The 25,026-nt window shown below is 72.0% G+C and carries 27 protein-coding genes; 6 read left to right on the top strand and 21 right to left on the bottom strand.

Going from position 1 to position 25,026, the window contains the following annotated elements:
• Positions 1–37: 37 nt before the first annotated feature.
• Complete coding sequence (locus AC3RJ8_RS08245; protein WP_489715410.1) at positions 38–286, bottom strand: hypothetical protein; 249 nt, start codon at positions 284–286, stop codon at positions 38–40.
• A 192-nt stretch (positions 287–478) separates the two neighbouring features.
• Here AC3RJ8_RS08245 and AC3RJ8_RS08240 point away from each other — a divergent pair, with 192 nt between their 5' ends.
• Positions 479–862 (top strand): VOC family protein, encoded by a 384-nt coding sequence (locus tag AC3RJ8_RS08240; RefSeq protein WP_489715409.1) that lies wholly within the window; start codon positions 479–481, stop codon positions 860–862.
• A gap of 9 nt (positions 863–871) precedes the next feature.
• Here the strand turns inward: AC3RJ8_RS08240 and hisS are convergent, their stop codons facing one another.
• Together hisS and AC3RJ8_RS08230 are read right to left on the bottom strand one after the other, a co-directional pair.
• The gene (gene hisS, locus AC3RJ8_RS08235) at positions 872–2,239 is read right to left on the bottom strand and encodes a histidine--tRNA ligase (protein ID WP_489715408.1); all 1,368 of its coding nucleotides are present in this window, start codon (positions 2,237–2,239) and stop codon (positions 872–874) included.
• A gap of 49 nt (positions 2,240–2,288) precedes the next feature.
• A complete protein-coding gene (locus AC3RJ8_RS08230; RefSeq protein ID WP_489715407.1) occupies positions 2,289–3,017 on the bottom strand; it encodes an MBL fold metallo-hydrolase in 729 nt (242 codons plus the stop codon).
• 147 nt (positions 3,018–3,164) lie between these two features.
• Between AC3RJ8_RS08230 and AC3RJ8_RS08225 the strand changes: the two genes are divergently transcribed.
• From AC3RJ8_RS08225 to ligD, 4 genes are all read left to right on the top strand, one after another.
• On the top strand, positions 3,165–3,965 hold the full coding sequence (locus tag AC3RJ8_RS08225) for a peptidylprolyl isomerase (protein WP_489715406.1): 801 nt from the start codon (positions 3,165–3,167) through the stop codon (positions 3,963–3,965).
• Positions 3,962–5,659 (top strand): DUF349 domain-containing protein, encoded by a 1,698-nt coding sequence (locus tag AC3RJ8_RS08220; RefSeq protein WP_489715405.1) that lies wholly within the window; start codon positions 3,962–3,964, stop codon positions 5,657–5,659. Before AC3RJ8_RS08225 ends, AC3RJ8_RS08220 begins: the two co-directional genes overlap by 4 nt.
• 107 nt (positions 5,660–5,766) lie before the next feature.
• Positions 5,767–6,399 (top strand): hypothetical protein, encoded by a 633-nt coding sequence (locus AC3RJ8_RS08215; RefSeq protein ID WP_489715404.1) that lies wholly within the window; start codon positions 5,767–5,769, stop codon positions 6,397–6,399.
• Positions 6,400–6,408: 9 nt separating this feature from the next.
• The gene (gene ligD / locus AC3RJ8_RS08210) at positions 6,409–7,485 is read left to right on the top strand and encodes a non-homologous end-joining DNA ligase (RefSeq protein WP_489715403.1); all 1,077 of its coding nucleotides are present in this window, start codon (positions 6,409–6,411) and stop codon (positions 7,483–7,485) included.
• A 19-nt stretch (positions 7,486–7,504) separates the two neighbouring features.
• On the opposite strand, the gene AC3RJ8_RS08205 is transcribed toward ligD, so the two are convergent.
• The 17 genes from AC3RJ8_RS08205 to AC3RJ8_RS08125 form a co-directional block, all read right to left on the bottom strand.
• A complete protein-coding gene (locus tag AC3RJ8_RS08205) occupies positions 7,505–8,050 on the bottom strand; it encodes a dihydrofolate reductase family protein (RefSeq protein WP_489715402.1) in 546 nt (181 codons plus the stop codon).
• A 29-nt stretch (positions 8,051–8,079) separates the two neighbouring features.
• The gene (locus AC3RJ8_RS08200) at positions 8,080–9,255 is read right to left on the bottom strand and encodes an ATP-dependent DNA ligase (protein ID WP_489715401.1); all 1,176 of its coding nucleotides are present in this window, start codon (positions 9,253–9,255) and stop codon (positions 8,080–8,082) included.
• A 40-nt stretch (positions 9,256–9,295) separates the two neighbouring features.
• Entirely contained in the window at positions 9,296–11,638 is a 2,343-nt protein-coding gene (locus tag AC3RJ8_RS08195; protein ID WP_489715400.1) for a RelA/SpoT family protein, read from the bottom strand.
• 50 nt (positions 11,639–11,688) lie between these two features.
• Positions 11,689–12,264 carry an adenine phosphoribosyltransferase gene (locus AC3RJ8_RS08190; RefSeq protein ID WP_489715601.1) on the bottom strand — a complete coding sequence of 192 codons (576 nt, stop codon included), beginning with the start codon at positions 12,262–12,264 and terminating at the stop codon, positions 11,689–11,691.
• Between the two features lie 10 nt (positions 12,265–12,274).
• A complete protein-coding gene (gene secF, locus AC3RJ8_RS08185) occupies positions 12,275–13,375 on the bottom strand; it encodes a protein translocase subunit SecF (RefSeq protein ID WP_489715399.1) in 1,101 nt (366 codons plus the stop codon).
• Positions 13,375–15,306, bottom strand: a complete 1,932-nt coding sequence (secD, locus tag AC3RJ8_RS08180) for a protein translocase subunit SecD (RefSeq protein WP_489715398.1) — start codon at positions 15,304–15,306, stop codon at positions 13,375–13,377. The genes secF and secD overlap by 1 nt, the downstream gene beginning before the upstream one ends.
• Before the next feature lie 81 nt (positions 15,307–15,387).
• Positions 15,388–15,825 (bottom strand): preprotein translocase subunit YajC, encoded by a 438-nt coding sequence (yajC, locus tag AC3RJ8_RS08175; RefSeq protein WP_489715397.1) that lies wholly within the window; start codon positions 15,823–15,825, stop codon positions 15,388–15,390.
• Positions 15,826–15,889: 64 nt separating this feature from the next.
• Positions 15,890–16,993 (bottom strand): Holliday junction branch migration DNA helicase RuvB, encoded by a 1,104-nt coding sequence (gene ruvB, locus AC3RJ8_RS08170; protein ID WP_489715396.1) that lies wholly within the window; start codon positions 16,991–16,993, stop codon positions 15,890–15,892.
• Positions 16,986–17,597, bottom strand: coding sequence for a Holliday junction branch migration protein RuvA (gene ruvA, locus AC3RJ8_RS08165; RefSeq protein WP_489715395.1), 612 nt, complete (start codon positions 17,595–17,597; stop codon positions 16,986–16,988). Before ruvA ends, ruvB begins: the two co-directional genes overlap by 8 nt.
• Positions 17,594–18,193 carry a crossover junction endodeoxyribonuclease RuvC gene (gene ruvC, locus AC3RJ8_RS08160; protein WP_489715394.1) on the bottom strand — a complete coding sequence of 200 codons (600 nt, stop codon included), beginning with the start codon at positions 18,191–18,193 and terminating at the stop codon, positions 17,594–17,596. The genes ruvA and ruvC overlap by 4 nt, the downstream gene beginning before the upstream one ends.
• Positions 18,194–18,425: 232 nt before the next feature.
• Complete coding sequence (locus tag AC3RJ8_RS08155; RefSeq protein WP_407317727.1) at positions 18,426–19,187, bottom strand: YebC/PmpR family DNA-binding transcriptional regulator; 762 nt, start codon at positions 19,185–19,187, stop codon at positions 18,426–18,428.
• A gap of 7 nt (positions 19,188–19,194) precedes the next feature.
• Positions 19,195–19,839 carry a pyridoxal 5'-phosphate synthase glutaminase subunit PdxT gene (gene pdxT, locus AC3RJ8_RS08150; protein ID WP_489715393.1) on the bottom strand — a complete coding sequence of 215 codons (645 nt, stop codon included), beginning with the start codon at positions 19,837–19,839 and terminating at the stop codon, positions 19,195–19,197.
• Between the two features lie 43 nt (positions 19,840–19,882).
• On the bottom strand, positions 19,883–20,743 hold the full coding sequence (locus tag AC3RJ8_RS08145; protein WP_489715392.1) for a hypothetical protein: 861 nt from the start codon (positions 20,741–20,743) through the stop codon (positions 19,883–19,885).
• On the bottom strand, positions 20,736–21,362 hold the full coding sequence (locus tag AC3RJ8_RS08140; RefSeq protein ID WP_489715391.1) for an LPXTG cell wall anchor domain-containing protein: 627 nt from the start codon (positions 21,360–21,362) through the stop codon (positions 20,736–20,738). The genes AC3RJ8_RS08145 and AC3RJ8_RS08140 overlap by 8 nt, the downstream gene beginning before the upstream one ends.
• A gap of 17 nt (positions 21,363–21,379) precedes the next feature.
• Positions 21,380–21,913, bottom strand: a complete 534-nt coding sequence (locus tag AC3RJ8_RS08135) for a signal peptidase I (protein WP_489715390.1) — start codon at positions 21,911–21,913, stop codon at positions 21,380–21,382.
• Between the two features lie 9 nt (positions 21,914–21,922).
• A complete protein-coding gene (locus AC3RJ8_RS08130) occupies positions 21,923–22,459 on the bottom strand; it encodes an alternate-type signal peptide domain-containing protein (protein WP_489715389.1) in 537 nt (178 codons plus the stop codon).
• Positions 22,460–22,556: 97 nt separating this feature from the next.
• A complete protein-coding gene (locus tag AC3RJ8_RS08125) occupies positions 22,557–23,111 on the bottom strand; it encodes an NUDIX hydrolase (RefSeq protein ID WP_489715388.1) in 555 nt (184 codons plus the stop codon).
• Between the two features lie 117 nt (positions 23,112–23,228).
• On the opposite strand from AC3RJ8_RS08125, the gene AC3RJ8_RS08120 reads away from it, so the two are divergent.
• The gene (locus AC3RJ8_RS08120; protein ID WP_489715387.1) at positions 23,229–23,927 is read left to right on the top strand and encodes a hypothetical protein; all 699 of its coding nucleotides are present in this window, start codon (positions 23,229–23,231) and stop codon (positions 23,925–23,927) included.
• A gap of 127 nt (positions 23,928–24,054) precedes the next feature.
• Here the strand turns inward: AC3RJ8_RS08120 and pdxS are convergent, their stop codons facing one another.
• Complete coding sequence (gene pdxS / locus AC3RJ8_RS08115) at positions 24,055–24,978, bottom strand: pyridoxal 5'-phosphate synthase lyase subunit PdxS (protein ID WP_489715386.1); 924 nt, start codon at positions 24,976–24,978, stop codon at positions 24,055–24,057.
• Positions 24,979–25,026 lie beyond the last annotated feature (48 nt).

Genomic DNA, 25,026 nt, shown 5'->3' with positions numbered 1-25,026 from the left:
CGGGCCGTATCGCTTGAGGTCCCCGCGGTAGACGACCTCACCGGGCACGCGGAGCAGCGTCTGGGGCCGGACCTTCCACCGCGGAGCGGTACAGCTCGTCGTCGATCCGCTCGCGCTTGAAGCAGCCGACGAACGGGTTGTCCGCCCGTCGGCGCCCGAAGCTGAACATGCGCTCGAGGCGCGGGTCCAGGGCGAGGGCCGCGTGGGTGACCTCGGCGCCCGTGACGAGCCGGATCGCCCGGGACAGGACGGTGGTGCTGCGCGACAGGACGACGTCGACGTTCACGGTCGGGACGATACGTTAGCGGAGAGGCTGTCAGTGCAGGTCAGGGCCGTTTTCAGGGGCGATCTCAGGGGTGGTTCAGGGTCGGCGGCCGCCACCGTCCGGGCGACCACCGATCACTTTTACCCGTCGGGACCGTCCACCCTCCCGAGGCCGGCGCCCGGCATCGCGTCACCCGTACCCCAGGAGGCACTCATGCTCACCGTCCGCCACGCGTTCAGCGGCTTCTCCGTCGACGACCTCGACGCCGCCGAGAGCTTCTACCGCGACACGCTCGGGCTCACCGTCCGGCGCACCCCGATGGGCCTGGAGATCGACGCCACGGGCGGCTCGCCCGTGTTCGCCTACCCCAAGGGCGACGCCCACGAGCCCGCCTCGTTCACGATCCTCAACCTCGTCGTGCCCGACGTCGGCGCAGCGGTCGCCGAACTCGGGGGGCGCGGTGTGGAGCCCTTGCGCTATCCGGACTTCCCGTACGACGAGGACGGCGTCGTCCGCAGCACCGATCCCGCTCAGGGCCCGACGATCGCCTGGTTCGCCGACCCTGCCGGCAACGTCCTGTCGCTCATCGAGGAGTGAGCCGCGCGCTCAGCCCGCGGCGGGCACGACGCGCGGCCGCAGGTCGGCCGTGGGCGGCTGCCACGTCGCCGGGTCGGCGCCGGTCTGCTCGCCGGACCGGATGTCCTTGACCTGGTGCTCGTCACCCGGGAACCACACGAAGGGGATCCCGCGGCGGTCCGCGAACCTGATCTGCTTGCCGAACTTCGCGGCCGACGGCGCCACGTCCGTCGGGATGCCACGGGCGCGCAGCGCGGCGGCCACCTCGTCGGAGGCGGCCCGGGAGGCTTCGTCGGAGACGGCGACGAGCACGGCCGTCGGGACACCGCGGGTCGCGGTCACCAGCCCGGCCGAGAGCAGACGCGACACCAACCGCGAGACGCCGACCGACAGCCCCACACCCGGGTAGGTGTTCTTGCCGTCCGAGGCGAGCGTGTCGTAGCGGCCGCCGGAGCAGATCGAGCCGAGCTCCTCGTGACCGACCAGCACCGTCTCGTAGACGGAGCCCGTGTAGTAGTCGAGGCCGCGCGCGATCTTCAGGTCGGCGACCACGACGCCGGGCGCCCGGGTCGATGCCGCCTCGATCAGGGCAGACAACTCGCGCAGCCCTTCCTCCAGCAGCTCGGTCCGGGCGCCGTGCCGGTCCGCGAGCGCTCGCACCCGTTCGATCACGTCGAGATCGGTCCCGCTGATCCCCGCCAGGTCGAGGCACGCCCCGGCCTGCTGCGTGCCGACGCCCTGCTCGGCCACCAGCAGCTCGGCGACCCGCTCGGCACCGACCTTGTCCAGCTTGTCGATCTGCCGCAGCACGCCCTCGACGTCCTCGATCCCCAGCCCGCGGTAGAAGCCCTCGGCGACCTTGCGGTTGTTGACCAGCACGCGGACCTCGGGGACACCGATGTCACGCAGCGCCCCGAGCGCCTCCGCCATGACCAGCGGCAGTTCGACCTCGAAGTGGTACGGCAGCTCACCGGCACCGACGACGTCGATGTCGGCCTGGGCGAACTCGCGGAAGCGGCCGTCCTGAGGACGCTCGCCCCGCCAGACCTTCTGGATCTGGTAGCGCTTGAACGGGAAGGCGAGCCGGCCGGCGTTCTCGAGCACGTACCGGGCGAACGGGACCGTCAGGTCGAAGTGCAGCCCGAGCTGCTTCTCGCCGCGCCCGGGGTCGGCGGCCCCGTCCTCACCCTCGGCCTGGAGCCTGCTGAGCACGTAGACCTCCTTGGAGGTCTCCCCCTTGCGCAGCAGCTGGTCCAACGGCTCGACGGCCCGCGTCTCGATGCCGGCGAACCCATGCAGCTCGAAGGTGCGGCGCAGCACGTCGAGCACGTGCTGCTCCACGACGCGACCGTCGGGGAGCCATTCGGGGAATCCGGAGAGGGGCGTGATGCGAGCCATGCGCCCGATCTTCCCAGATCCGGGCCCGTGGTGCGGACGCGTCCGGGGCTCAGCCGCCGAGGAACGGGTTGGTCGCGAGCTCGTGACGCACCGTCGTCGTCGGCCCGTGGCCGGGCACGACGCCCAGCTCCGGGTCGAGTCCGGCGACGACGCCGCGCAACGTGGCGAGCATGGCGTCGACGTCCGCCCCGGGCAGGTCGGTGCGCCCGACGCCGCCGGCGAACAGCACGTCGCCGCTCAGGACGACGCCCGGTCGCGCGCCGCCATCGACCACGAAGAGAGTTGACCCCTCCGTGTGGCCAGGGGCGTGCAGGGCCCGCAGGTGCACGTCCCCCGCCACGAGGTCCGCCGCGACCCCCTCGAACGTCTCGATCCGGGCCGGCGCCCGGTAGTCGCGCGGGGTCCGACCGAAGTCGCTCAGCGCCTGGGTCAACGCCTCGCTCACCGCGGCCGCCGGTCCCGCCGCGCCGCCCGCGAGCCCGATCGTGCCGAACGGGTCAGTGATCCGGTACGCGTCCGCCTCGTGCAGCCGCAGCGGCACGTCGTACGTCTCGCAGACCTCGGCGGCGTCCCACGTGTGGTCGACGTGCCCGTGGGTGGCCAGCACCGCCCGGGGGACGAGGTCGTGCTCGTCCAGCAGGCGGGCCACCCCGTCGGCCGTCCCGGCACCGGCGTCGACGACCACGCAGTCCCGGCGTCCGTCGGATCGCACCTCGTCGGCGACCACGACGCAACAATTCGTCCCGAACACCGGGGCGACGACCACGCGAACGTCCATGGCGCTACCGTAGCGGCCGGGACCTGCCGACGGCCCCGCGGTGCCCTCCGGCGGCGGACGCTCGGGCGGTTCGGCGGCGCCACGCGCCCTAGACTGTCGCACGCGCACGATTCCGTGCGAGGACGGACGAAGAGGGGACGAACGACGGTGGCGCCCAGCAAGCGCGAGCGCGAGTACGCCCGCAAGCGGCAGGCGAGGTGGGACGAGCGGCAACGCGCCCGGCGCGAACGACGCCGCCGCGTCGGCGTGATCGTCGCGATCCTCGCCGTCTTTGCCCTGGTCGCGGGTGGCGCCGTGGTCCTGGCCGGCCTGCCGTCGTCGTCCACCGACGCCACGACGGACGGGACCGGCGCCGAGTCGACGGCGACGTCCGGGTGCAGCCCCGTCTCGACGGACCCACGCGAGGGTGGCGAGCTGCCGGACCCCTCCGCGGCCGAGGACCGGACCTGGAGCGCGTCGGTCGACCTGTGCGTCGACGGGGCGACCGAGACCGTCGACCTCGAGCTCGACGGCGAGCAGGCGCCACAGGCCGTCGCCAGCTTCGTCTCGCTGGCCCAGCAGGGCTACTTCGACACCACCGCGTGCCACCGCCTCGTCACGGAGGGGATCCACGTGCTGCAGTGCGGCGACCCGACGGCCACCGGCACGGGCGGCCCGGGCTACTCCTACGGCCCGGTCGAGAACGCCCCCGCCGACGACGTGTACCCGGCCGGGACCCTCGCGATGGCACGCCGGGGCGGCGACCCCGCCTCGATGGGCTCACAGTTCTTCCTCGTCTACGAGGATTCCACCATCCCGTCCGATGCCGCAGGCGGGTACACGGTGTTCGGCACCGTGACGTCCGGTCTGGACACCGTCCAGGCAGTCGCTGACGCGGGCACGACCGACGGGGCCGCCGACGGCTCCCCGGCCAGCCCCGTCATCATCGAAGGAGTTGAGACCCAGTGAGCGAGAGCATCCCCGGCTCGAACGGCCCCGACGACGTCGAGGGTCCCGCCGAGCAGGAGCAGGCCGAGACTCCTCCCACCGACCCGCCCACGGGCGACACGGAGGCTGCCGAACCGTCCGCGGAGACCGGCGAACCGTCCTCCGAGACCGACGAGCAGCCCGCCCCGCGCCCGCCGGAGCCGGGACCGACAGCAGCAGAGCAGGACGCCACGGAGCATGACGCCGCGGAGCAGGCGGCGCCCGAGGCCGCAGCCGACAAGCCGGCGCCCACGGCGGAGACATCCGAGCTCAGCACGCCCAAGCCCAGCACGCCCAAGCCCAGGACGCCGAAGCCCGGCGCGCCGAAGCCCTCGGCCATCCGGCGAGCCCGGCCCACGGCCTCCCCCGCCGCCGCAGCGCCTGCACCAGTGGCACCGGTCGTCCACGACGCGGTCGAGGAAGCGACCGCCTCCGGGTTCGGCCGCGTCGACGACGACGGGACGGTCTACGTCCGCGAGGCCACCGGCGAGCGAAGCGTCGGTCAGTACCCCGGCGTGTCCACCGACGAGGCTCTGAGCCTCTACGTGCGGCGCTATCTCGACCTGGCGGCGAAGGTCGCCCTGTTCGAGACCCGCCTCGACAGCGCCGACCTGTCCGTGCGCGAGATCGACCAGACCCTGTCGAAGCTGTCGGAGGAGACCGCGGAGCCGGCCGCCGTCGGCGACCTCGACGCACTGCGCACCCAGGTCGACGCGCTGCGCGGACGTGCCGCCGAACGACGCCGGCAGCTCGAGGCCGAGCGGGCGGCGGCCAAGGACCGCGCGATCGAGGCCCGCACGGCCATCGTCGAGTCGGCCGAGAAGATCGCGTCGACGGACCCGTCCAAGATGCAGTGGCGCCCGGCCGGCGAGGAGCTGCGCACGCTGCTCGAGCAGTGGAAGGACGCGCAACGTCACGGGCCGCGCATCGACCGGCCGACGGAGGAGTCCCTCTGGAAGCGGTTCAGCCACGCGCGCACCGCGTTCGACCGCGAGCGCCGGCACTTCTTCGCCGAGCTCGAGCAGCGCAACGCCGCCGCCAAGCGCACCAAGGAGCAGCTCGTGGCCGAGGCGGAGTCTCTCCAGCACTCGACCGACTGGGGGGCGACCGCGGCCGCCTACCGCGACCTGATGACGCAGTGGAAGGCGGCGGGTCGGGCGAACCGCAAGGACGACGACGCGCTCTGGGCCCGCTTCCGGTCGGCGCAGGACACGTTCTTCGGGGCGCGGGACGAGGCGAACGCCGTCATCGACGCGGAGTACGCCGAGAACCTGAAGGGCAAGGAACGGCTCCTGGCGGAGGCCGAGGCGCTGCTGCCGGTGACCGACCTGGCGTCGGCGAAGTCCGCGCTGCGTGACCTCCAGGACCGCTGGGAGGACGCGGGCAAGGTACCTCGCGGGGACATCCAGCGGGTCGAGGGCCGGCTGCGCGCCGTCGAGAGTGCCGTGCGCGAGGCGGAGGACGCCCGCTGGAAGCGGACGAACCCGGAGACGCAGGCCCGCGCCGAGGGCGCCGCCGTGCAGCTCGAGGACGCCATCACCGCGCTCGAGGCGGAGCTGTCCGCCGCGCAGGAGGCCGGCGACCGCCGCACGGTCGACGAGCTCGAGGCGGCGATCGCCGCTCGCCGCTCGTGGCTCGAGCAGGTCGTGCAGGCCGCGGAGGACTCGCGCGGCTGAGGCACGGCGGCCGTCCACAGCCGGGCGGCGGGCACGACGGGCGAGGGCTGCGGTGCGCTAGGTTCGCACCGCAGCCCTCGCCCGTCGTCGTGGAGGAGGTGACCGAGGTGCCCGCGTCCCCGCCGACCGCCGTCCGGTCGTTGCGTGAGCTGTCGGCCCCTGTCCGGACGACGCACGCCGTCGTCCGGCCCGGCGACGTGGGTGGCTCTGCCGCCTGGCAGACCCTGGTCCGGGGGGGCTGCCTGCAGGTCGTGCGCCACGACGCGGCCTGCCCGCCGGGGATGTCGGTCGGTCCCGCGGTGCGCGCCGGTCTGCTGGCGGACGAGGTACCGCCGGGCGCCGTCGTCACGGGGCGCACCGCGGCATGGGTCCACACCGGGCACGGCGACGGCGAGGTCCTGGACCTGACCTACCCGGCCGGGCGGCACCAGCCCGACCGTCCGCCCGGCGCCCGCCTGTGGCAGGGCCCCCTCCTGCGCAGCGACACCACCACGCTCGGCCAGGTGGGCGTGACGACACCGGACCGCACCGTGGTCGAGCTGGTGCTGCACGATCCTGACCCGGTGCCTGCCGTGCTCGCCCTCGTGCGCCGGGCCGGTGCCGATCTGGCACGAGCGCGACGCTCCCTGGAGCTGCGCACACGGGCCGTGGGCAGGCCACGGGCACGGGGGCTGCTGGACGCCGCCGAGACGGCCCTCGCCCGGACGCCCGGAGCGGCACCGACCGACCACCCGGCGTAGCGTGTCGCCATGGCCTCCTCGAACGCCGTCGAGCTCGACGCCGCCGGACGCAGCGTGCGTATCTCCAGCCCCGACCGCGTGGTCTTCGCGGACGCCGGACTGACCAAGCTCGACGTCGCGGAGTACTTCCTCAGCGTGGGCGACGGGATCCTGGGGGCGTTGCTGCACCGTCCCACGACGCTCGAACGGTGGCCCAAGGGGTACTTCGAGGGAGCCGTCATGGCCACCCGGTCCGACAGCCACGGCGACGCGTTCTACCAGAAGCGGCTGCCGAAGGGCGCCCCCTCCTGGTTGGAGACGGCGCGCATCGCCTTCCCGAGCGGGCGCACCGCGGACGAGGTGGCACCGCACGAGCTGGCGGCTGTCATCTGGGCGGCACAGATGGGCACGCTGACCTTCCACCCGTGGCCCGTCCGGCGCACCGACGTCGAGGCGGTCGACCAGCTGCGCATCGATCTCGACCCGCAGCCCGGGACGACCTTCGACGACGCGGCGACGGTGGCACCGCGCCTTCGCGAGGTGCTCGAGGAGCTCGACCTCGTCGGCTACCCGAAGACCTCGGGCGGGCGCGGGATCCACGTGTTCGTCCCGCTGTCGCCGGTGTGGTCGTTCGTCCAGGCCCGCCGCGCGACCATCGCGATCGGCCGCGAGCTGGAACGACGGCTGCCCGACCAGGTGACGACCCGCTGGTGGAAGGAGGAGCGCGGCGAGAAGATCTTCGTGGACTACAACCAGATGGCCCGCGACCGCACGATCGCCTCCGCCTACTCGATCCGTCCCAACCCCCGTGCCACCGTCTCGACGCCGCTCGAGTGGGACGAGGTCGGCACGGTCCACCCCGACGAGTTCACCGTCGCGACCGTCCCCGCCCGCTTCGCCGAGCGGGGGGACCTCTTCGCTCCCCTCCGTGCCGACCGGGACCCCGCGCTCGACTGCTCGCTGGACGCCGCTCTGGAGCTGGCGCGACGCGACGAGGAGGAGCACGGGCTCGGCGACCTGCCGTACCCGCCCGAGTACCCGAAGATGCCGGGCGAGCCGAAGCGGGTGCAGCCGAGCCGGTCCAGGAAGAGCACGGCGGCCGACTGATCGGTCCGCGACCCCTGCCCTAGCGTGCGTACCGCAACACCACGGTGCCGTCGGGGAAGCGGCGCTCCTCCTCCAGCCGCAGGGCGCCGTGCCCGCCGGGCGGCAGGGCGGCGAGCCCACCACCGACCAGCTGCGGCAGGATGATCAGGTCCACCTCGTCGACGAGCCCGGCCTGCCAGGCCACGGCCGCCGTCGTCGGGCCGCTCACCACCACGACACCGTCGGTCGCCGCGACGACCTCCCGCACCCGACGTGCCGTCAGTCGTGGTTCGAGCGTCGTGCGCGGCGCCTCGACCCTCGTGAGCGTGTCCGAGCACACGATCTTGTCGGTCCGAGCCCACAGCGCCGCATAGTCCTCCTCTTCCGCGACGCCGGGAGGCCAGTCGTCCCAGACCTTGAGCGTGTCGTACATGTGCCGGCCCAGCATCTGCACCTCGACGTCGTGCTCACGCTCGTTGATCCAGGCGAGCACCTCCCGGCTCGGAGCCGACCAGGCGATGTCCCCGCCGGTGTCGGCCGCGAATCCGTCGACCGAGCTGATGATCGAGTACCTCAGTGTTCCCATGCCTTCCCGACCGGCCCGGTCCACGGGACTCATCGCTCCGACGTGCCCGGAGCTCCGGGGAGCAGGTCTGCCAGGTCGTAGCCGACCGGTTCAACGAGCTGGTCGTACGTACAGCTCGCCGGGCCACGGTCAGGACGCCAGCGCTTGAACTGGGCGGTGTGCCGGAACCGGGCGCCTTCCATGTGGTCGTACCCCACCTCCAGGACGCGCTCGACCCGCAGCGGCGTGAAGGACAGGTCCTTGCCCGCGCTCCACCGCGACTGCGCGCCGGGTCGCCGCTGTCCCGCGCCGCCCTGCGCCGCGGGGTCCTGCGCCGCGGGGTCCTGCCAGTCGGCCCACGGGTGCTCCGCCGCCTGCGGGGACTGCGGACCGAGCGCCAGCGGGAGGAGCTCGTCGTACAGCTCGGCACGGCGGGCGGCGGTGAAGGACGCGGCCACCCCGACGAACTGCAGCGTCGGCCCGCCGTCCACACCGTCGCGGTACAGCCCCAGGAGCAGCGACCCCACCAGCGGTCGCTGCGGCGTCGAGGTCTTGTGCTCGCGCAGACCGGCCAGCACGACGTCGGCGGTCCGGGCGTGCTTGATCTTGAGCCAGCCCCGCTTGTTCGGCTGGTACGTGCCGTCGGCGGGCTTGGCGACGACACCGTCCAGCCCCGCGCCCTCGAACGTCTCCAGCCATCGCCGCGCGACGGCGGCGTCCGTCGTCCGCGGGGTGGCGTGCACCTGGGGTCCACGCAGGCCGAGACCGTCCAGCCGGTCCAGACGCTCGGACAAGGTCCGGTCGCTCAGGTCCTCGTCGTCCGCGGCGAGCACGTCGAAGACCACGAGGCTGGCGGGTACCGACGATGCGAGCAGGCGCACCCGCGACTCTGCGGGATGGATCCGCTGGCTGAGGGTGTCGAAGTCGAGGCGGGCGACGTCGTCGTGCTCCCCCGGCGGGCGCGCGACGACGATCTCACCGTCGACGACGCACCGTCGCGGGAGCTCGGCACGCACGGCCTCGACGACCTCGGGGAAGTAGCGCTGCATGGGCCGGGTGTTGCGCGAGTCGATGCGGACGTCGTCGCCGTCGCGGTAGACGATCGCCCGGAAACCGTCCCACTTGGGCTCGTACACCCAGCCGGCCCCGCCGTCGGGCTGGTCGGGCACGGTGGCGACCGAACGGGCCAGCATCGGCCGGATCGGAGGGTCCAGGGGAAGATCCATGGTGGCGAACCTACGCCGTGGGGCTGTCCTCCGCGCGGGCTCAGGCGTCCGCGGGGGCCTCCGGCGCGACGCTGCCCACGTCGGCCGCCTTCGTCCCGGTGATCCGGTAGACGTCGAACACACCGTCGATCTTGCGTGCCGCGGCCAGCACCTGCTGCAGGTGCGCCGGCTCGGCCATCTCGAAGACGAACCGGGAGATCGCGATCCGGTCGGTCGAGGTCGACACGGTGGCCGACAGGATGTTGACGTGATGGTCGGAGAGCACGCGGGTGACGTCCGACAGCAGCCGTGACCGGTCGAGCGCCTCGACCTGGATCTGGACGAGGAACATCGTGTTCGCCCCGGTGGTCCACTCGACGTCGACCAGCCGCTCCGGCTGGGACCTCAGCTGGACGACGTTCGCGCAGTCGGCGCGGTGAACGCTCACACCAGCCCCCCGGGTGATGAACCCGACGATCTCGTCGCCGGGCACCGGGGTGCAGCACTTCGCGAGCTTGACCCAGATGTCGTCGACGCCCTTGACGGCGACCCCGGGGTCGCCGGTCGACCGCGAGCGACGCGTCGGCTGACCGGGCCGGGCCACCTCCGCGGTGTCCTCCGCGGTGCCGTCCTCGCCGCCCAACGACTTCACGAGGGACTCGACGACGTGCTGCGCCGAGACGTTGTTCTCACCGACCGCGGCGTACAGCGCCGTGACGTCCGCGTACCGCAACTCGTTGGCCAGCCCGACCAGCGTCTCGTGGCTCAGCAGGCGCTGGATCGGCAGGTTCTGCTTGCGCATCGCCTTGGTGATCGCTTCCTTGCCGCGCTCGACCGCCTCCTCACGCCGCTCCTTGGTGAACCACTGGCGGATCTTGTTGCGCGCCCGGCCGGACTTGACGAAGGCGAGCCAGTCCTGGGACGGACCCGCCGTGTCGGCCTTGGAGGTCAGCACCTCGACGACGTCACCGTTCTGCAGCGGCGAGTCGAGCGGCACGAGCCGTCCGTTCACCCGGGCACCCATGGTGCGGTGCCCCACCTCGGTGTGAACCGAGTAGGCGAAGTCGACCGGCGTGGCGCCCGCGGGCAACGCCATGACCTCCCCCTTGGGGGTGAACACGTAGACCTCTGCCGCACCGATCTCGTAGCGCAGCGAGTCCAGGAACTCCCCCGGGTCCGCCGTCTCGCGCTGCCAGTCGACCAGCTGTCGCAGCCAGGCCATGTCGTTGGCGCGCGGATCCTTCGGCGCGTCCTTCGCGGCCCGCGCGGACTCCTTGTACTTCCAGTGCGCCGCGACGCCGTACTCCGCCCGCCGGTGCATGTCGTGGGTCCGGATCTGAATCTCCACCGGCTTGCCGCCGGGCCCCACGACCGTCGTGTGCAACGACTGGTACATGTTGAACTTCGGCATCGCGATGTAGTCCTTGAACCGGCCCGGCACCGGGTTCCACCGCGCGTGCAGCGCACCCAGCGCCGCGTAGCAGTCCCGCACCGAGTCGACCAGGACCCGCGTCCCGACCAGGTCGTAGATCTCCGCGAAGTCGTGCCCGCGCACTATCATCTTCTGGTAGATCGAGTAGTAGTGCTTCGGCCGACCCGTCACGGTGGCGCGGATCTTGGCGCCCCGCAGGTCCGCGGAGATCTGCTCGCGCACGACCCCGAGGTACTCCTCGCGGGCCGGCGCCCGTTCCGCCACCAGGTGCACGATCTCGTCGTAGACCTTGGGGTACAGGGTCTGGAAGGACAGGTCCTCCAGCTCCCACTTGATCGTGTTCATCCCGAGACGGTGCGCCAAAGGCGCGTAGATCTCGAGGGTCTCGCGCGCCTTGCGCGACGCCGAGGAGCCCGACACGTACTTCCACGTGCGCGCGTTGTGCAGCCGGTCGGCGAGCTTGATGACCAGCACGCGGATGTCCTTGGCCATCGCGACGACCATCTTGCGCACCGTCTCGGCCTGCGCGGCGTCCCCGTAGGTGACCTTGTCGAGCTTCGTGACACCGTCGACGAGCATCGCGATCTCGCTGCCGAAGTCCCCGGTGAGGTCCTCGAGCGAGTAGTCCGTGTCCTCCACCGTGTCGTGCAGCAGGGCCGCGGCGAGCGTCGCGCCGTCGAATCCCAGCTCGGCGAGGATCGTCGACACCGCGACCGGGTGCGTGATGTAGGGGTCACCGGACTTGCGCTGCTGACCGCGGTGAGCCTTCTCCGCCGTGGCATACGCGCGCTCGAGCATGCTCAGGTCGCTCTTGGGGTGGTTCGTCCGCACGGCCTGCAGCAGCGGTTCCAGGGCCGGTGTGCTCGCCGGCGCGCCTCGCACACCCAGCCGCACGAGGCGGTTGCGCACACGGTTGCCCGTGCCGGGGCGAGGCGCCTCCGCGGCGCGCTTGACCTGCGTCTCGTCGCTCACGGGCACCTCCTTCCACCAACGCCGACCAGGCGACGTCCGGGACGGCAAGTCTACGACCCCACTCGCAGCAGGGTGTCGACCGTCCTTCCGGCGAGCCGTTCCCGCCCGCCCAGACCGGCGAGCTCGAGGAGGAACGCCAGCCCGGCGACCTCGCCGCCGCACCGCTCGACCAGGTCGGCGGCCGCACGGGCGGTCCCACCGGTGGCCAGCACGTCGTCCACCAGGAGAACACGGGCACCCGGCCGAAGTGTTCCCGCCCGCAACTCGATCGACGCGGAACCGTACTCGAGGTCGTAGTCGACGCTCTCCACCGGCGGCGGCAGCTTGCCCGCCTTGCGCAGCGGCACGAACCCGACGCCGAGGCGCGTGGCGAGCGGCGCACCCAGGAGGAAGCCGCGCGCCTCCATGCCGGCCACGACGTCGATCCCACCATCGGCCTCGGCGAGCACGGCGAACGCCTCGATCACGTCCGCCAGCGCCGGCCCGTCCGCCAGCAACGGGGTGATGTCCCGGAACACGACGGGCGGGTGCGGATAGTCCGGCACGTCGCGGATCAGCGCGCGGACCTCGGCCGCCCTGACCGGGCCGAGCCCGGCCAGGGCGACCAACGAGATGTCGTCGCTCAGACCCGCGACCTCACCGGGCACGCTTGCGCCTCGGCTGCGCAGCGTTTCCCTGGTGGTGGCCGGGGATCAGCTGCGAGCGACCGGCGGCCGCCGCCGCGAGCTCGGCCTCCTCGCCGCCCGACGCGGCCATCTCCTGGCGGGCCGCGAGGACCCGCTGCGTGTGCTCGCGGTACTTGGGCTCCCGCTCGCGCAGCGCCACGTCCAGCGGCGTCGCCAGGAAGATCGACGACGCGGCGCCGACGGCGATGCCCACGAACAGGGACAGCGACAGGTCGCGCAGCGTCCCGGCGCCCAGCCACAGCGCTCCGAGGAACAGGATGCCGGCGACCGGCAGCAGCGCCACCACCGACGTGTTGATGGAGCGGACCAGCGTCTGGTTGACGGCCAGGTTGGCGCGCTCGGCGTAGGTGTTGCGCGACTGGTCGAGCACCCCGGTGGTGTTCTCGCGCACCTTGTCGAACACGACCATCTTGTCGTACAGCGAGAAGCCGAGGATGGTCAGGAAGCCGATGATCGTCGAGGGCGTGACCTCCCACCCGACGAGCGCGTAGATCCCCGCCGAGATGAGCAGGTCGGACAGCATCGCGAGGATACCCGCCACCGACATGCGCCACGCCCGGAAGTAGACGGCCATGAAGGCGGCCGCCAGCAGGACGAAGACGACGACGCCCCACAGGGCCCGCTCCGAGACCGACTCGCCCCAGGTGGGGCCGACGAAGGACTGGTCGACGTCGGCCACGTCGACGCCGTAGCCGTCCGCCAGCGCCTCCGCGATGGCGGCGCCCTCGGCGTCCTCGACGATGTCGGTCTGCACCCGTACGGCGCTGCCACCGACGACCGCGACGCGCGGCTCGTCCTCGGGCAGCACCTGCTGCACGGCGTCGACCGCCACGGACTGCTCGGTCGAGCTCGTGTTGTTGACCGTGAACTCGGTACCACCACGGAAGTCGATACCGAGAACGAGGGGCTTGACGAACAGGATCAGGATCGAGGCGAGCCCGAGGACCGCGACGATCGAGAACCAGATCCTGCGCTGGGCGATGATCGGGTAGGAGCGACGACCCGTGTACAGGTCGTTGCCCCACTGGGCGAAGGTCATGCTGCCGGCCATCAGCGGTTCTCCTCGTTCTCGCCGGAGCCGGCGTCCTCGGTACGTAGCGCGCCTGGTGAACCGTCCGGTGGTCCGTCACCGGCTTCGGCGGTCGCCCTGCGCTCGGCAGCCCGTCGCTCGGCGATCGTCAGGCGCCGCCCCGACGGGTCGGTGGTGGGCACCGGCCGGGTGCCCGCACCTGCGAGGGCGGGCTCCGGCGTCTTGTCGGCGGGCGACGGCTCGGTGGCGGTCGGTGCGGGTGCCGAGACCCGGCCCGCGCCGACGTACCGTGTCCCGACGGCCCGCAGCCGGTCGGGCGAGAGCCCGGACCAGGAGTGCCCGTCGCGGAAGAACGGGACCTTCGTCAACAGCTGCAGCATCGGGTGCGTGAACCAGAACACCACGGCGATGTCGATGATCGTCGTCAGGCCGAGCGTGAAGGCGAAGCCCTGCACGCCACCGACGGCCAGGAAGTAGAGCACGATCGCGGAGATCAGCGTCACCGACTTGGCGGCGAGGACGGTGCGCTTGGCCCGCCGCCAGCCGCGCTCGACCGCCATGGCCATGGAACGTCCGTCGCGCATCTCGTCGCGGATACGTTCGAAGTAGACGATGAACGAGTCCGCCGTGAACCCGATCGCGACGATCAGACCGGCGACACCGGCCAGCGAGAGCCGGTAGCCGATCCCCCAGGACAGCAGGGCGATCGACAGGTAGGTGATGACACCCGCCACCAGCAGGGATCCCACCGTCACCAGCCCGAGCGTCCGGTACTGGAAGAGCGAGTACACGACGACCAGGGCCATGCCGACGAGGCCGGCGAGCAGACCGTTGCGCAGCTGCTCCGAACCGAGGGTCGCCGAGATGGTCTCCTGGCTCTGCACCTCGTAGGCGATGGGCAACGAACCGAAGCTCAGCTGGTTGGCCAGCGTCGCCGCCGAGTCGCGGGTGAAGTTGCCCGAGATCTGCGGACGCCCGTCGGAGATGATGACGCCGGGATCGAGGGACGGCGCCGAGATCACGAGGCCGTCCAGGACGATGCCGAACTGGTTGCGCGGGGGCTCGAGGCCCTGCAGGCGCTCCGTCGTCTCACGGAACTGCTCGGTACCCTCGGCGTCCATCTCGATGAAGACGCCCCACTCGTTGGTGACCGAGCCGTTCGGGCCCGGGACCAGGCCCGAGCTCGCCGTGGTGACGTGCGTCCCGTCGACCTCCATCGGTCCCAGGACGTACTTCATGAAGCTGCCGTCGTTCGAGCAGGCGACCAGGACCTGGTCCGGGTCGTCACCGCCGCCGCCGACCAGGTTGTTCGGGTCCGTGCAGTCCAGCGCGTCGAACTTCTCCTGCACGGCGGGGGTGATCTGCGCCAGGTCGGAGGGGTCGGTCGGCTCGATCTCGGCGGCCTCCTCGGCGATCCGGGCGTCGACGTCGTCCTCGGCGCCGTCCTCGGTCGCCGCCTCGTCCTCCGTGGCGGCCTCGTCCTCGGTCGCGGCCTCGTCGTCCGTGGCCGTCTCGTCGGCGGGAAGGCCCATCGCGTAGGTGAGCACGGGCCGGAAACGCATCTGCGCCGGCTGCGACACCAGGTCGATGGTGGCCTGGTCCACCTCGCCCGGGATGCTCACGACGATGTTCTCGCCACCCTGGTTGACGATCTCGGCCTCGGCGACACCGGAGGAGTCGATGCGCTGGCGGATGACGTTGATCGACTCGTTGATCGACTCCTCGGTGATCTCCGAGCCGTCGGTGGAGACCGGCGTCAGGATGATCTGGGTGCCACCCTGCAGGTCGAGGGCGAGGCCCGGGGTCATGCTCGCGCCGCCCGGGTCCTCCTCGGTCTGAGGATCGAGGTAGACCCCGGCGAGCAACGCCGCGAACGGCACCACCATGGACAGGATCGCGAAGACCACGAGCGTGCGTACCGGACGCGATCGCTGCGTGCTGGAGTTGGCCACTTGGTTCTCTTCCCGTGTGCGCGCGGCCGCCGTGGCCGACGCGTGATGGCGCCGGCCGGGCGGACCCGGCCGGCGCAGAGGTCACTTGTCCTCGGTCTCGCCGTTCTCCCGGCGCTTGCCCTCCCTGTACTCCCGCTGCGCGGTGTCCAGGCCGGAGAGGTCGTCAGGAACGTCGACGTTACCGTCTGCGGAGGCGATGCTACCTGCATCGTCCGCAGCCTCCGAGGTCTCGGCCCCGTCGTCCTCGGTGTCCTCGACCGGGGTGTCCATCCGCTTCGCGATCGCGGCGCGCAGCCAGCGCGTCTGGGTGCCCGGCGTGGACTCGATCGTGATGGTGTCGGCCTCGTCGTCGATCTCGACGACGGTACCCACCATCCCCGACCCGGTCATGACCTCCTGACCCGGTGCGAGCGCAGAGCGGAACTGCGCCTGCTGCTTCTGCTGCTTGCGCGTGCGCGAGCTCATGAAGAACATGAGCGCCGCCAGCACGACGAAGAGGATGATGATGGAGGGGTCCACGTAGCGTCAGTCCTTCAGCCGGGGTGCGGGTGTCTACTCAGTCTAGAGGTCGCTCGACGCGGCCTCAGACCTCGTCGAACAACGTCCGCGACCGCCCCGTGGTTCCCGGTTCCACCGTCCCGCTGCCGGACGCCCAGGTGCCCGCAGGCGGTTCGAGCCCGAGATGAGCCCACGCCTCGGCGGTCGCGACCCTCCCCCGGGGAGTGCGCGCCACCAGCCCCTCGCGCACCAGGTACGGCTCGGCCACGGTCTCGACCGTCTCGGGCTCCTCGCCGACGGTCATCGCCATCGTGGTCAGCCCCACGGGCCCGCCGCCGAACCGGCGGCACAGCGCGTTGAGGACCGCGCGGTCGAGCCGGTCCAGCCCGATCGGGTCGACCTCGTAGACCTCGAGCGCCGCCCGGGCGGCGCGCAGGTCGAGGACGCCGTCGCCGCGCACCTGCGCCCAGTCGCGCACCCGCCGCAGCAGCCGGTTCGCGATCCGCGGCGTGCCGCGCGAGCGGCCCGCGATCTCGTGCGCGGCCTCGTGGCGGACGTCCACACCGAGCAGGCCCGCGGACCGCAGGATGACACGCTCCAGCTCGCCCGCGGCATAGAAGTCCAGGTGCCCCGTGAAGCCGAAGCGATCGCGCAGCGGCGCGGGCAGCAGCCCCGAGCGGGTCGTGGCCCCGACCACCGTGAAGGGCGGCAACGCCAGCGGGATCGCGCTGGCGCCGGCACCCTTGCCGACCACGACGTCGACGCGGAAGTCCTCCATCGCCACGTACAGCAGCTCCTCGGCCGGACGGGCGAGGCGATGGATCTCGTCGATGAACAGCACCTCGCCCTCCTCGAGCGAGGACAGCACGGCGGCCAGGTCGCCGGCGTGCTGGATCGCCGGTCCGCTGGTGACGCGCAACGACGTGCCGAGCTCCGCGGCGATGATCATGGCCAGGGTCGTCTTGCCGAGACCGGGCGGCCCGGACAGCAGCACGTGGTCCGGGGCGGCGTCACGAGCGAGCGAGGCCTGCAGCACGAGGGAGAGCTGGTCGCGCACCACCTGCTGGCCGACGAACTCGTCGAGCCTCTTGGGCCGCAGCGCGGCCTCGGCGGCCCGTTCGACGTCGTCCGCGCCGGAACCGACCAGACGTTCGCCGAGCTCGGACGGGTCGATCGCGCCCTCAGCCACGAGGGCCCAGCCGTCGCAGCGCGGCACGCAGCGTGCCCGGGACGTCCGCCGCGGCCACGACGTCGGACCCCGCGTCCGCCAGCACCTTCGCCACGGCGTCCTCAGCGACCTTCGACGACCAGCCGAGACCGGTCAGCGCGTCCACGACCTGCCCCCGGGAGTCCGCCGCGGCCACGACGGTGGTGGCGCCGTCGACGGCCCCGGGCGCCCCCAGCTTGCCCGTCAGCTCGAGCACGATCCGCTGGGCGCTCTTGGCCCCGATGCCAGGCACCCGGCGCAGCGACGCGGTGTCCTCGGCGGCGATCGCACGCCGCAGGGCGTCGGGGGTGAGCACGGCGAGCATCGCCAGCGCGATGCGCGGGCCGACGCCCGAGACGGACTGAGCGGTCTCGAAGACGTCGCGCTCGTCGGCGTCCGCGAACCCGTAGAGGGTCATCGAGTCCTCGCGGACCACGAGGGTCGTCTGCAACCGTGCTGGTTCACCGGGGCGGAGCCCGGCCAGCGTCGCGGGAGCAGCGTGCACCAGGTACCCGACCCCCTGCACGTCGAGCACGGCGCGGTCGAGCGACACCTGGGCCACGGTGCCGGCCAGGGATGCGATCATCGAGCCGCCTCCTTTCCTCGAACACTCGTACGGTACCGCGACGCGGTCCGCGTCCCGCGTTCCGCCGCCGCCCAGGCGCGTTGCGCCGGCGTCACCTCGTGGCGGTCCCCACCCTGGAGGGCCCCGGCCGGGCGCCAGAGGTGCGTGATCGCGAGCGCCAGGGCGTCCGCGGCGTCGGCCGGCTGCGGGGCGGTACGCAGCCGCAGGATGCTGACCACCATGCGTTGCACCTGCTCCTTGCCGGCGCGCCCCGACCCCGTCACGGCGGCCTTCACCTCGCTCGGAGTGTGCAGCGCGACGGGGACCCCGCGCCGGGCGGCAGCCACCATCGCGAGACCGGCGACCTGCGCGGTCCCCATCACCGTGCCCCGATTGTTCTGCGCGAAGACCCGCTCCACGGCCACCACGTCGGGGACGTGCTCGTCCAGCCAGCCGTCGAGACCGTCCGCGATCTCGAGGAGACGCAGGTCGGTGCTCGTCTCGGGCGCGGTGCGCAGCACACCGACACCGACCAGCTCGGCCCGACGGCCCGGCCGGGAGTCGACGACTCCCACTCCGCACCGGGTCAGGCCCGGGTCCACTCCCAGCACTCGCACGGCGTTACTGTCTCACGCTGCACCGACAGTTCCCGGGAGGGCACGCGTCAGTCCCAGCACCACCGGTTCCGACCGACGCTGCACTCCCCTACGGGTGAGCACCTCGTCCCTCGGCACGCACCCTCCGGCGCGCTCCGCGTCAGTCGTCCGCACCACCCGGTCCGCCCGACGCTGCACTCCCCTGCGGGCGAGCACCTCGTCCCTCGGCACGCACCCTCCGGCGCGCTCCGCGTCAGTCGTCGGCGTCGAGGGCCGCCATGACCTCGTCCGAGGCGTCGAAGTTCGCGTAGACGTTCTGGACGTCGTCGCTGTCCTCGAGGGCGTCGATCAGGCGCATGATCTTGCGCGCCCCCTCGACGTCCACCTCGACCTGCATCGAGGGGTGCCAGACGGAGTCCGCGGAGTCGTACTCCATCCCCGCCTCGACGATCGCCGTGCGCACGTCGACGAGGTCCGTCGCCTCGCTGAGCACCTCGATGTACTCGCCGAGGTCGGTGACCTCCTCGGCGCCGGCGTCGAGCGCCGCGAGCATCACGTCGTCCTCGGTGACGCCCTCGGCCTTGGGGACGACGACGAGCCCCTTGCGGGAGAACAGGTACGACACCGAGCCCGGGTCGGCCAGGTTGCCGCCGTTGCGCGTGAACGCCGTGCGCACCTCGGCCGCGGCCCGGTTCTTGTTGTCCGTGAGGCACTCGACGAGCACGGCGATGCCGTTGTTGCCGTAGCCCTCGTACATGATCGTCTGGTAGTCGACGGCGTCGGCGCCCTCACCGGACCCACGCTTGACGGCGCGGTCGATGTTGTCGTTCGGCACCGAGGACTTCTTCGCCTTCTGGACGGCGTCGAACAGCGTCGGGTTGCCCGCCATGTCGCCGCCACCGGTGCGTGCCGCAACCTCGATGTTCTTGATCAGCTTCGCGAAGAGCTTGCCACGCTTGGCATCGATCGCGGCCTTCTTGTGCTTGGTCGTGGCCCACTTCGAGTGACCGGACATGACCTGACTAACTCCTTCGCGATCCGTGGACAAGACGGACGAACAGCGCGTGCACCCTTCCGTCCCCGGTGACCTCCGGGTGGAAGGCGGTGGCGAGCAGTCGTCCCGAGCGTGCTGCCACGATCCTACCGGCGGCCGCACCCGCCTCCGTCCCGTCCGTCGCGCGGTCCGGGATGCGGGCCAGCACTTCGACCCCCGGCCCCGCCTCCTCGATCCACGGTGCGCGGATGAACACGGCGCGCACGGCGTCGTCGTCGGGACCGTCGGTGACTCCGCTGACGTCGAGGTCAGCCTCGAAGGAGTCGACCTGCCGGCCGAACGCGTTGCGCCGGACGGTCACGTCCATGCCGCCGACGGTCTGCTGGCCCGCGATGCCGCCCACCAGACGATCGGCCAGCAGGATCATCCCGGCGCACGAGCCGTAGACCGGCAGGCCGGACGCGACGGCGTCGCGGAGCGGCTCGTGGAGCTCGAAGATCCGCAGCAACTTGTCGATGGTCGTGGACTCGCCACCGGGCAGCACCAGGCCGTCCACCGACTCGAGCTCGGCGCGGCGACGGACGGCGACGCTGCGGGCACCGGCGGCCTCGAGGGCCCTCTGGTGCTCGCGGACGTCACCCTGCAGGGCGAGGACTCCGATCGTGGCAGGCACCGGCACATGGTACGGGCCCGTGCTGCACCGCCACGCACGAGCCTCATCCACACAACGCGACTCCGGCGATGGTGTACTCCCGTACGTTCGACGGCGGCGACGTCCATGCGCCGCGTTCCGCTCGCACCCACGCAACGCCCCCCTCGATCAGCGCGCTGATCGTCTCGCTCCGGTCCGAGGTGGCCGTCGTCTGCGAGCCGTCTGACCCGAAGTGCAGGACGTACCCGGTCGCCTCAGGAACTTCGGTCCAGGTGAAGGACACCGATTGAACGCCCAGGACGTCACAGTCCAGCTGTGGGGAGCTCAACGAACCGAGGCTCGACGGGCCGCCCTGGATAGTCCCCTCATCCGTCCAGTCGCTACCGACCAGCGTCGCCGACAACGCCACGGCGAGCCTTCCGGTCGCCCCTTGGGTGTCCGACGGCGCCGTGTCCGAGACCTCGGCGGCCAGGCACAGCTCTGCCGTGCCACCCGGAGCCACCTCGGTGGTCGGCCCGGCACCGGACGAGCAGGAAGAACCCGCCGCCGTCCCACCGAAACTTGCCGTGGTGACGAGAGCCTGCTCCAGGTCGTCAGCGACGACGACCTCGGCCGTGATCACGGCTGCCCGGCTGCTGCCGTTGCGCACGGTCACGACGTCCGCATAGCCCTCGCCTGGGAACGCATCACGCAGGCGGAACGATGTCAGCTGGACGGTGCCGCCCGGGCCGTCGAGCCCGCCTCCGATCCGGTCGACCTGGACGTCGACCTCCGCCGTGGTGATGACTCCTGGCACCGCCACCTGCACCGCGGTCGACCATCGAGCCCAGGCCAGTCCAGCCACGACGACGGAGACGACGAGGACGAGGACGAGAGCGCTGACAACACGGGCTCCTTGCCACACTGCACCTGGACGGTCAGCCATCGACCCTCCCCCGACGCCGGATACCGATGCGTGCGACCACGCCGACAAGCGCCATCGCGCCGGCCACCGCCAGCAGTACCGCACTACCCGCACCGGTGCGCGGGAGCACCGCGACACCCGGCGGCCGCTCCTGCGCGCCGCCGACACCGCTCGCGGAGAGCTCGACCGACACCGCGAGCCACGCCGTCGACCGCTGGGTGAGATTTCCTGCGTCATCGGCGAACGCCACCTCGACGTCGACCGGCACCACCTCGTCCTCGCCGATCGAGAGCGGAGCACTCGACTCCGCGGACCACGGTGTCCCTGCGATCCGCAACCGCAGATCGATCGCATCGACGAGATCCGCGTCCCCCTCGACGCCCACGGTGACTCTCCCCCGGGCATCGCTCCCCCCGGTGTGCCGGATCAAGAGCGAGGTCTCCTCGACGTCGCCCGGCACCCACCGGCGTGCCTCGTCCAGCAGCGGCGTCGTCAGGCTCTCGGCCCACGCGTCTCCGTCGGTGCTCAGCAGCACGGCCCCCAGGTCCGCCCCGCTCTGCTCGTCCGGCGCGGCGTCCGCCGCTGGAGCCAAGAGCACTAGCCCAACGCTGGCGGCAACCGCGGTGAACATGCTGGTCATCCGGACGCGCCCTCCCATCACACCTCACCACCGGTGCGCCGCCCCCGCAGTTCCGCGACGAGGAGGAAGCCCGCGTAGCCCAGCAGACCCACAGCCACCACCGTTCCGATCGACTCCCTCTGCTGTCCCGAGGCAAGGCTGGACAGGTACCCCAGCCGTGGTACCGCATACCAGACCGTCCCGCGGACCTGCACGGCCCGGACCGGGCGCGGGTCGGAGGCCTCGTTGGCGTCTCCTCGGGTGACGAACGAGGGTTCCCCACCCACGGTCGTGCCCACGCCGACGACCCGGTGCGTCACCACAGCCCGTTCACCGGATTGCAGCTGGTACGTGATCACGTCGCCCGTCCCGACGTGCGTCGGTTCGACCGGGCGCACGACGACGAGTGTTCCGACGCTGATCGCTGGCTCCATAGAACCGGTCATCACGACGTATGGTGTCGCCCCGGCAAGGCGCGGCACGACCACCCCGAGCAGGAGCGCGGCACCGCCGACCACCACCACGAGCAGAGCCGCACCGCGACCGGCGAGCCTGACTGCGCTGCGCACCACCAGCCCCGATCACGGCACGACGTGCGCCTGCGTCACCTGGACGGTCACGGCCTCCAGCGAGGCCTCGAGCGACTGCGTGTCGTTGCCGGCGCCCTCGTCGAAGACCGCTTCGAGGGTGACGACCAGATCGTCCGCTGTCCCTACCGGAACCGGATCGGTCAGCGGAAGCGTCAGTTCGGCTCCGTCGAGCGTTGCAGACGTCACCGAGAGGTCGAGCGCCGTGGTGAGGGCGTTGCTCGTTGCCCAGGCAGGGTCGCTGACCGTGATATCGCCGAGGGCAAGGTGATCCCCGGTGCCCTCGACCGTAAGGGTGCACGCGGACGTGAGTGTGTCGCCGGGCACGATGCCCACGGACACCGGAAGACCGTCATCGAGCAACCACTCTTCGCAGGCGCCGTCGGTCATCGAGAGGCTACCGGAGGTGACGTCCGTCCCCGTGGCGGCACCTTCGGCCGTCCAGAAGGCGAGAGTTTGCGCTCCTCCCACCAGCAGCAATGCAGCCGCACCTGTGGCGACAGCCGCCTTCGTCAAACGGTTCATGCTCATCCCCCACTCGTTGATGCCGACCACTCCGTCGGCTTGGACAAGGAACCCTCACGTCCACGGTAGATGATTACCTCGGGCAGCGCGCGGTGGTGGGGGGTCACGAATCGTCGTGCTCGGTGCCGAGGTGGCGCACCACGCCGTCCCAGCCGTGCGCGAGGGCCTCCACGACGTCGGGCAGCACGGTCGGGAAGACCTCGATCCGCTCGGCGCGCAGCTCGGCGACGCTCAGCCAGCGCATCTCGTCGAGGACGTCGCGCTCCTGTGCGGTCCACCCGGCGTCGGTGGGCTCGTGCCGTGAGACCCGGGCCACGAAGAACACCTCGTCCTGGTGGCACGTCTCGGCGAAGAAGTGGAAGATCCCGGCGCGGGTCATCACCGGGCCCTCGAGGTCGTCCTCGGCGAGCTCGAGGCCGGCCTCCTCGCGCACCTCGCGCACCGCTGCGGCGGCATCGGACTCGCTCGGCTCGATGCCGCCGCCGACGGTGAACCACCAGGACCGGTCGGGCTGGTCGGCGTCGTGCCCGCGCACGAGCAGCGCCCGGCCGGCGTCGTCGAGCACGATGACGCGGGCGGCCCGCCGGTGCCGCAGGCCGTCCTCCCCGAGGACCCAGTCGGGCCCGAGCGAGGACGAGACACTGGCGCGGGTCGGCATGCGGTTCAGCATAGATGCCCGGCGCGGAGCGCGGCCGAGCGGCCGGCACCGTCCACCGGCCGGCCGTGTCAAGACCTGCGAGAATGCGTCGTCGTCGAGCAAACTGTTGGAGCCCTGGTGATCCACACCTTCCACCTCGCCGAGATGCCGACCGTCCGCACGGCCCGAGCGCTGCTGCGGCCGCCGTCGAGCTCCACCACGCCGGGACTCGACCACGCCGAGTGCCTGGCGCTCATGCGCCTGGGGGCACCCGTCGTCTCCCCGGGCCGGCTGCAGCTGCGACGGATCGCCGTCTTCGCGCAGTGGCGTGACGAGGAGGCCGTGGAACGCTTCCTGTCCGACGACGAACTGGGCCGTCACCTGGCGGCCGGGTGGCACGTCCGCCTCGAGTTCCTGCGGCGCTGGTCCAGGCTCGCAGCCCTGCCCGACCTGCCCGCACGCACGGGCGACGGGGACCAGGACGAGCCCGTCGTCGCGGTGACCGTCGCGCGGATGCGGCTGCCCGAGGTGCCCCGGTTCATCCGGTGGGGCCGGCCGGTCGAACGCCAGGTGCGCGACGACCCCGGCACCACCCTCGCGCTGGCCGCCGTCCGGCCTCCACGCACCATCGCCACGTTCTCCGCCTGGCGCAGCGTGCGCGAGATGGAGGAGATGGTGCACGGCCGCTCCGGCCTCCCGGCGGCCCGACGGCACGCGGACGCCATGGTCGAACGTCGGCGGCGCGACTTCCACCACGAGTTCGCGGTGCTGCGCTTCCGCCCGCTCTCGGAGCACGGCAGCTGGCAGGGGCGCACCAGCATCGTGCCGCGCCGCTGACGACGCCTCTGCGGAGGACGGGCGGAGGAGGCGCGGCGGTTCCGGAGACAGCGAGGCTCCGCGGACATCACGTCCACGGAGCCTCGCCCGGTCCGTCAGGGCGGACCGACGCCCTCGGGGCGGACCGTCACCAGCCGCGCGTGGCGAGCCGGACGGGCTCCGGCTCCTCCTCGACGTTGATGCCGACCATCGCCTCACCCAGCCCGCGGGAGACCTTGGCGATCACGTCGGGGTCGTCGTGGAACGTGGTGGCCTGGACGATCGCCTTGGCACGGGCCGCCGGGTCGCCGGACTTGAAGATGCCGGAGCCGACGAAGACGCCCTCGGCGCCGAGCTGCATCATCATCGCGGCGTCGGCGGGGGTGGCGATGCCACCGGCGGTGAAGAGCACCACGGGAAGCTTGCCCGTCCGGGCGACCTCCGCGACGAGCTCGAACGGCGCCTGCAGCTCCTTCGCGGCGACGAACAGCTCGTCCGTGGGCAGCGAGGTCAGGTTCCGGATCTGCTGGCGGATCTGGCGCATGTGCGTGGTGGCGTTCGAGACGTCGCCCGTCCCGGCCTCGCCCTTGGACCGGATCATCGCCGCGCCCTCGGTGATGCGGCGCAGCGCCTCACCCAGGTTGGTCGCACCGCAGACGAACGGGACCGTGAAGGCCCACTTGTCGATGTGGTGGGTGTAGTCGGCGGGGGTCAGCACCTCGGACTCGTCGACGTAGTCGACGCCGAGCGACTGCAGCACCTGCGCCTCGACGAAGTGCCCGATGCGTGCCTTCGCCATGACGGGGATCGACACGGCCTCCACGATGCCCTCGATCATGTCGGGGTCCGACATCCGGGCGACGCCGCCCTGGGCGCGGATGTCCGCGGGTACCCGTTCGAGCGCCATGACGGCGACCGCACCGGCGTCCTCGGCGACCTTGGCCTGCTCGGGGGTGACGACGTCCATGATGACGCCGCCCTTGAGCATCTCGGCCATGCCCCGCTTGACGCGGGCCGTGCCCACCTCGCCGACGCCGTTCGTGCCGGCCGGGGTCCCGGTGGTCTGGCTCAACGCAACCTCACAGAGTTCTTGCGAGCACCTCCCGGCGTCTCACCGGGC

This window comes from Isoptericola sp. MSGPD8_1_ISO-PGPR-S23-394, from assembly GCF_058072785.1.
Note: the sequence above shows the minus strand (reverse complement) of the source record. Positions and strands in the feature narration are given on the sequence as shown.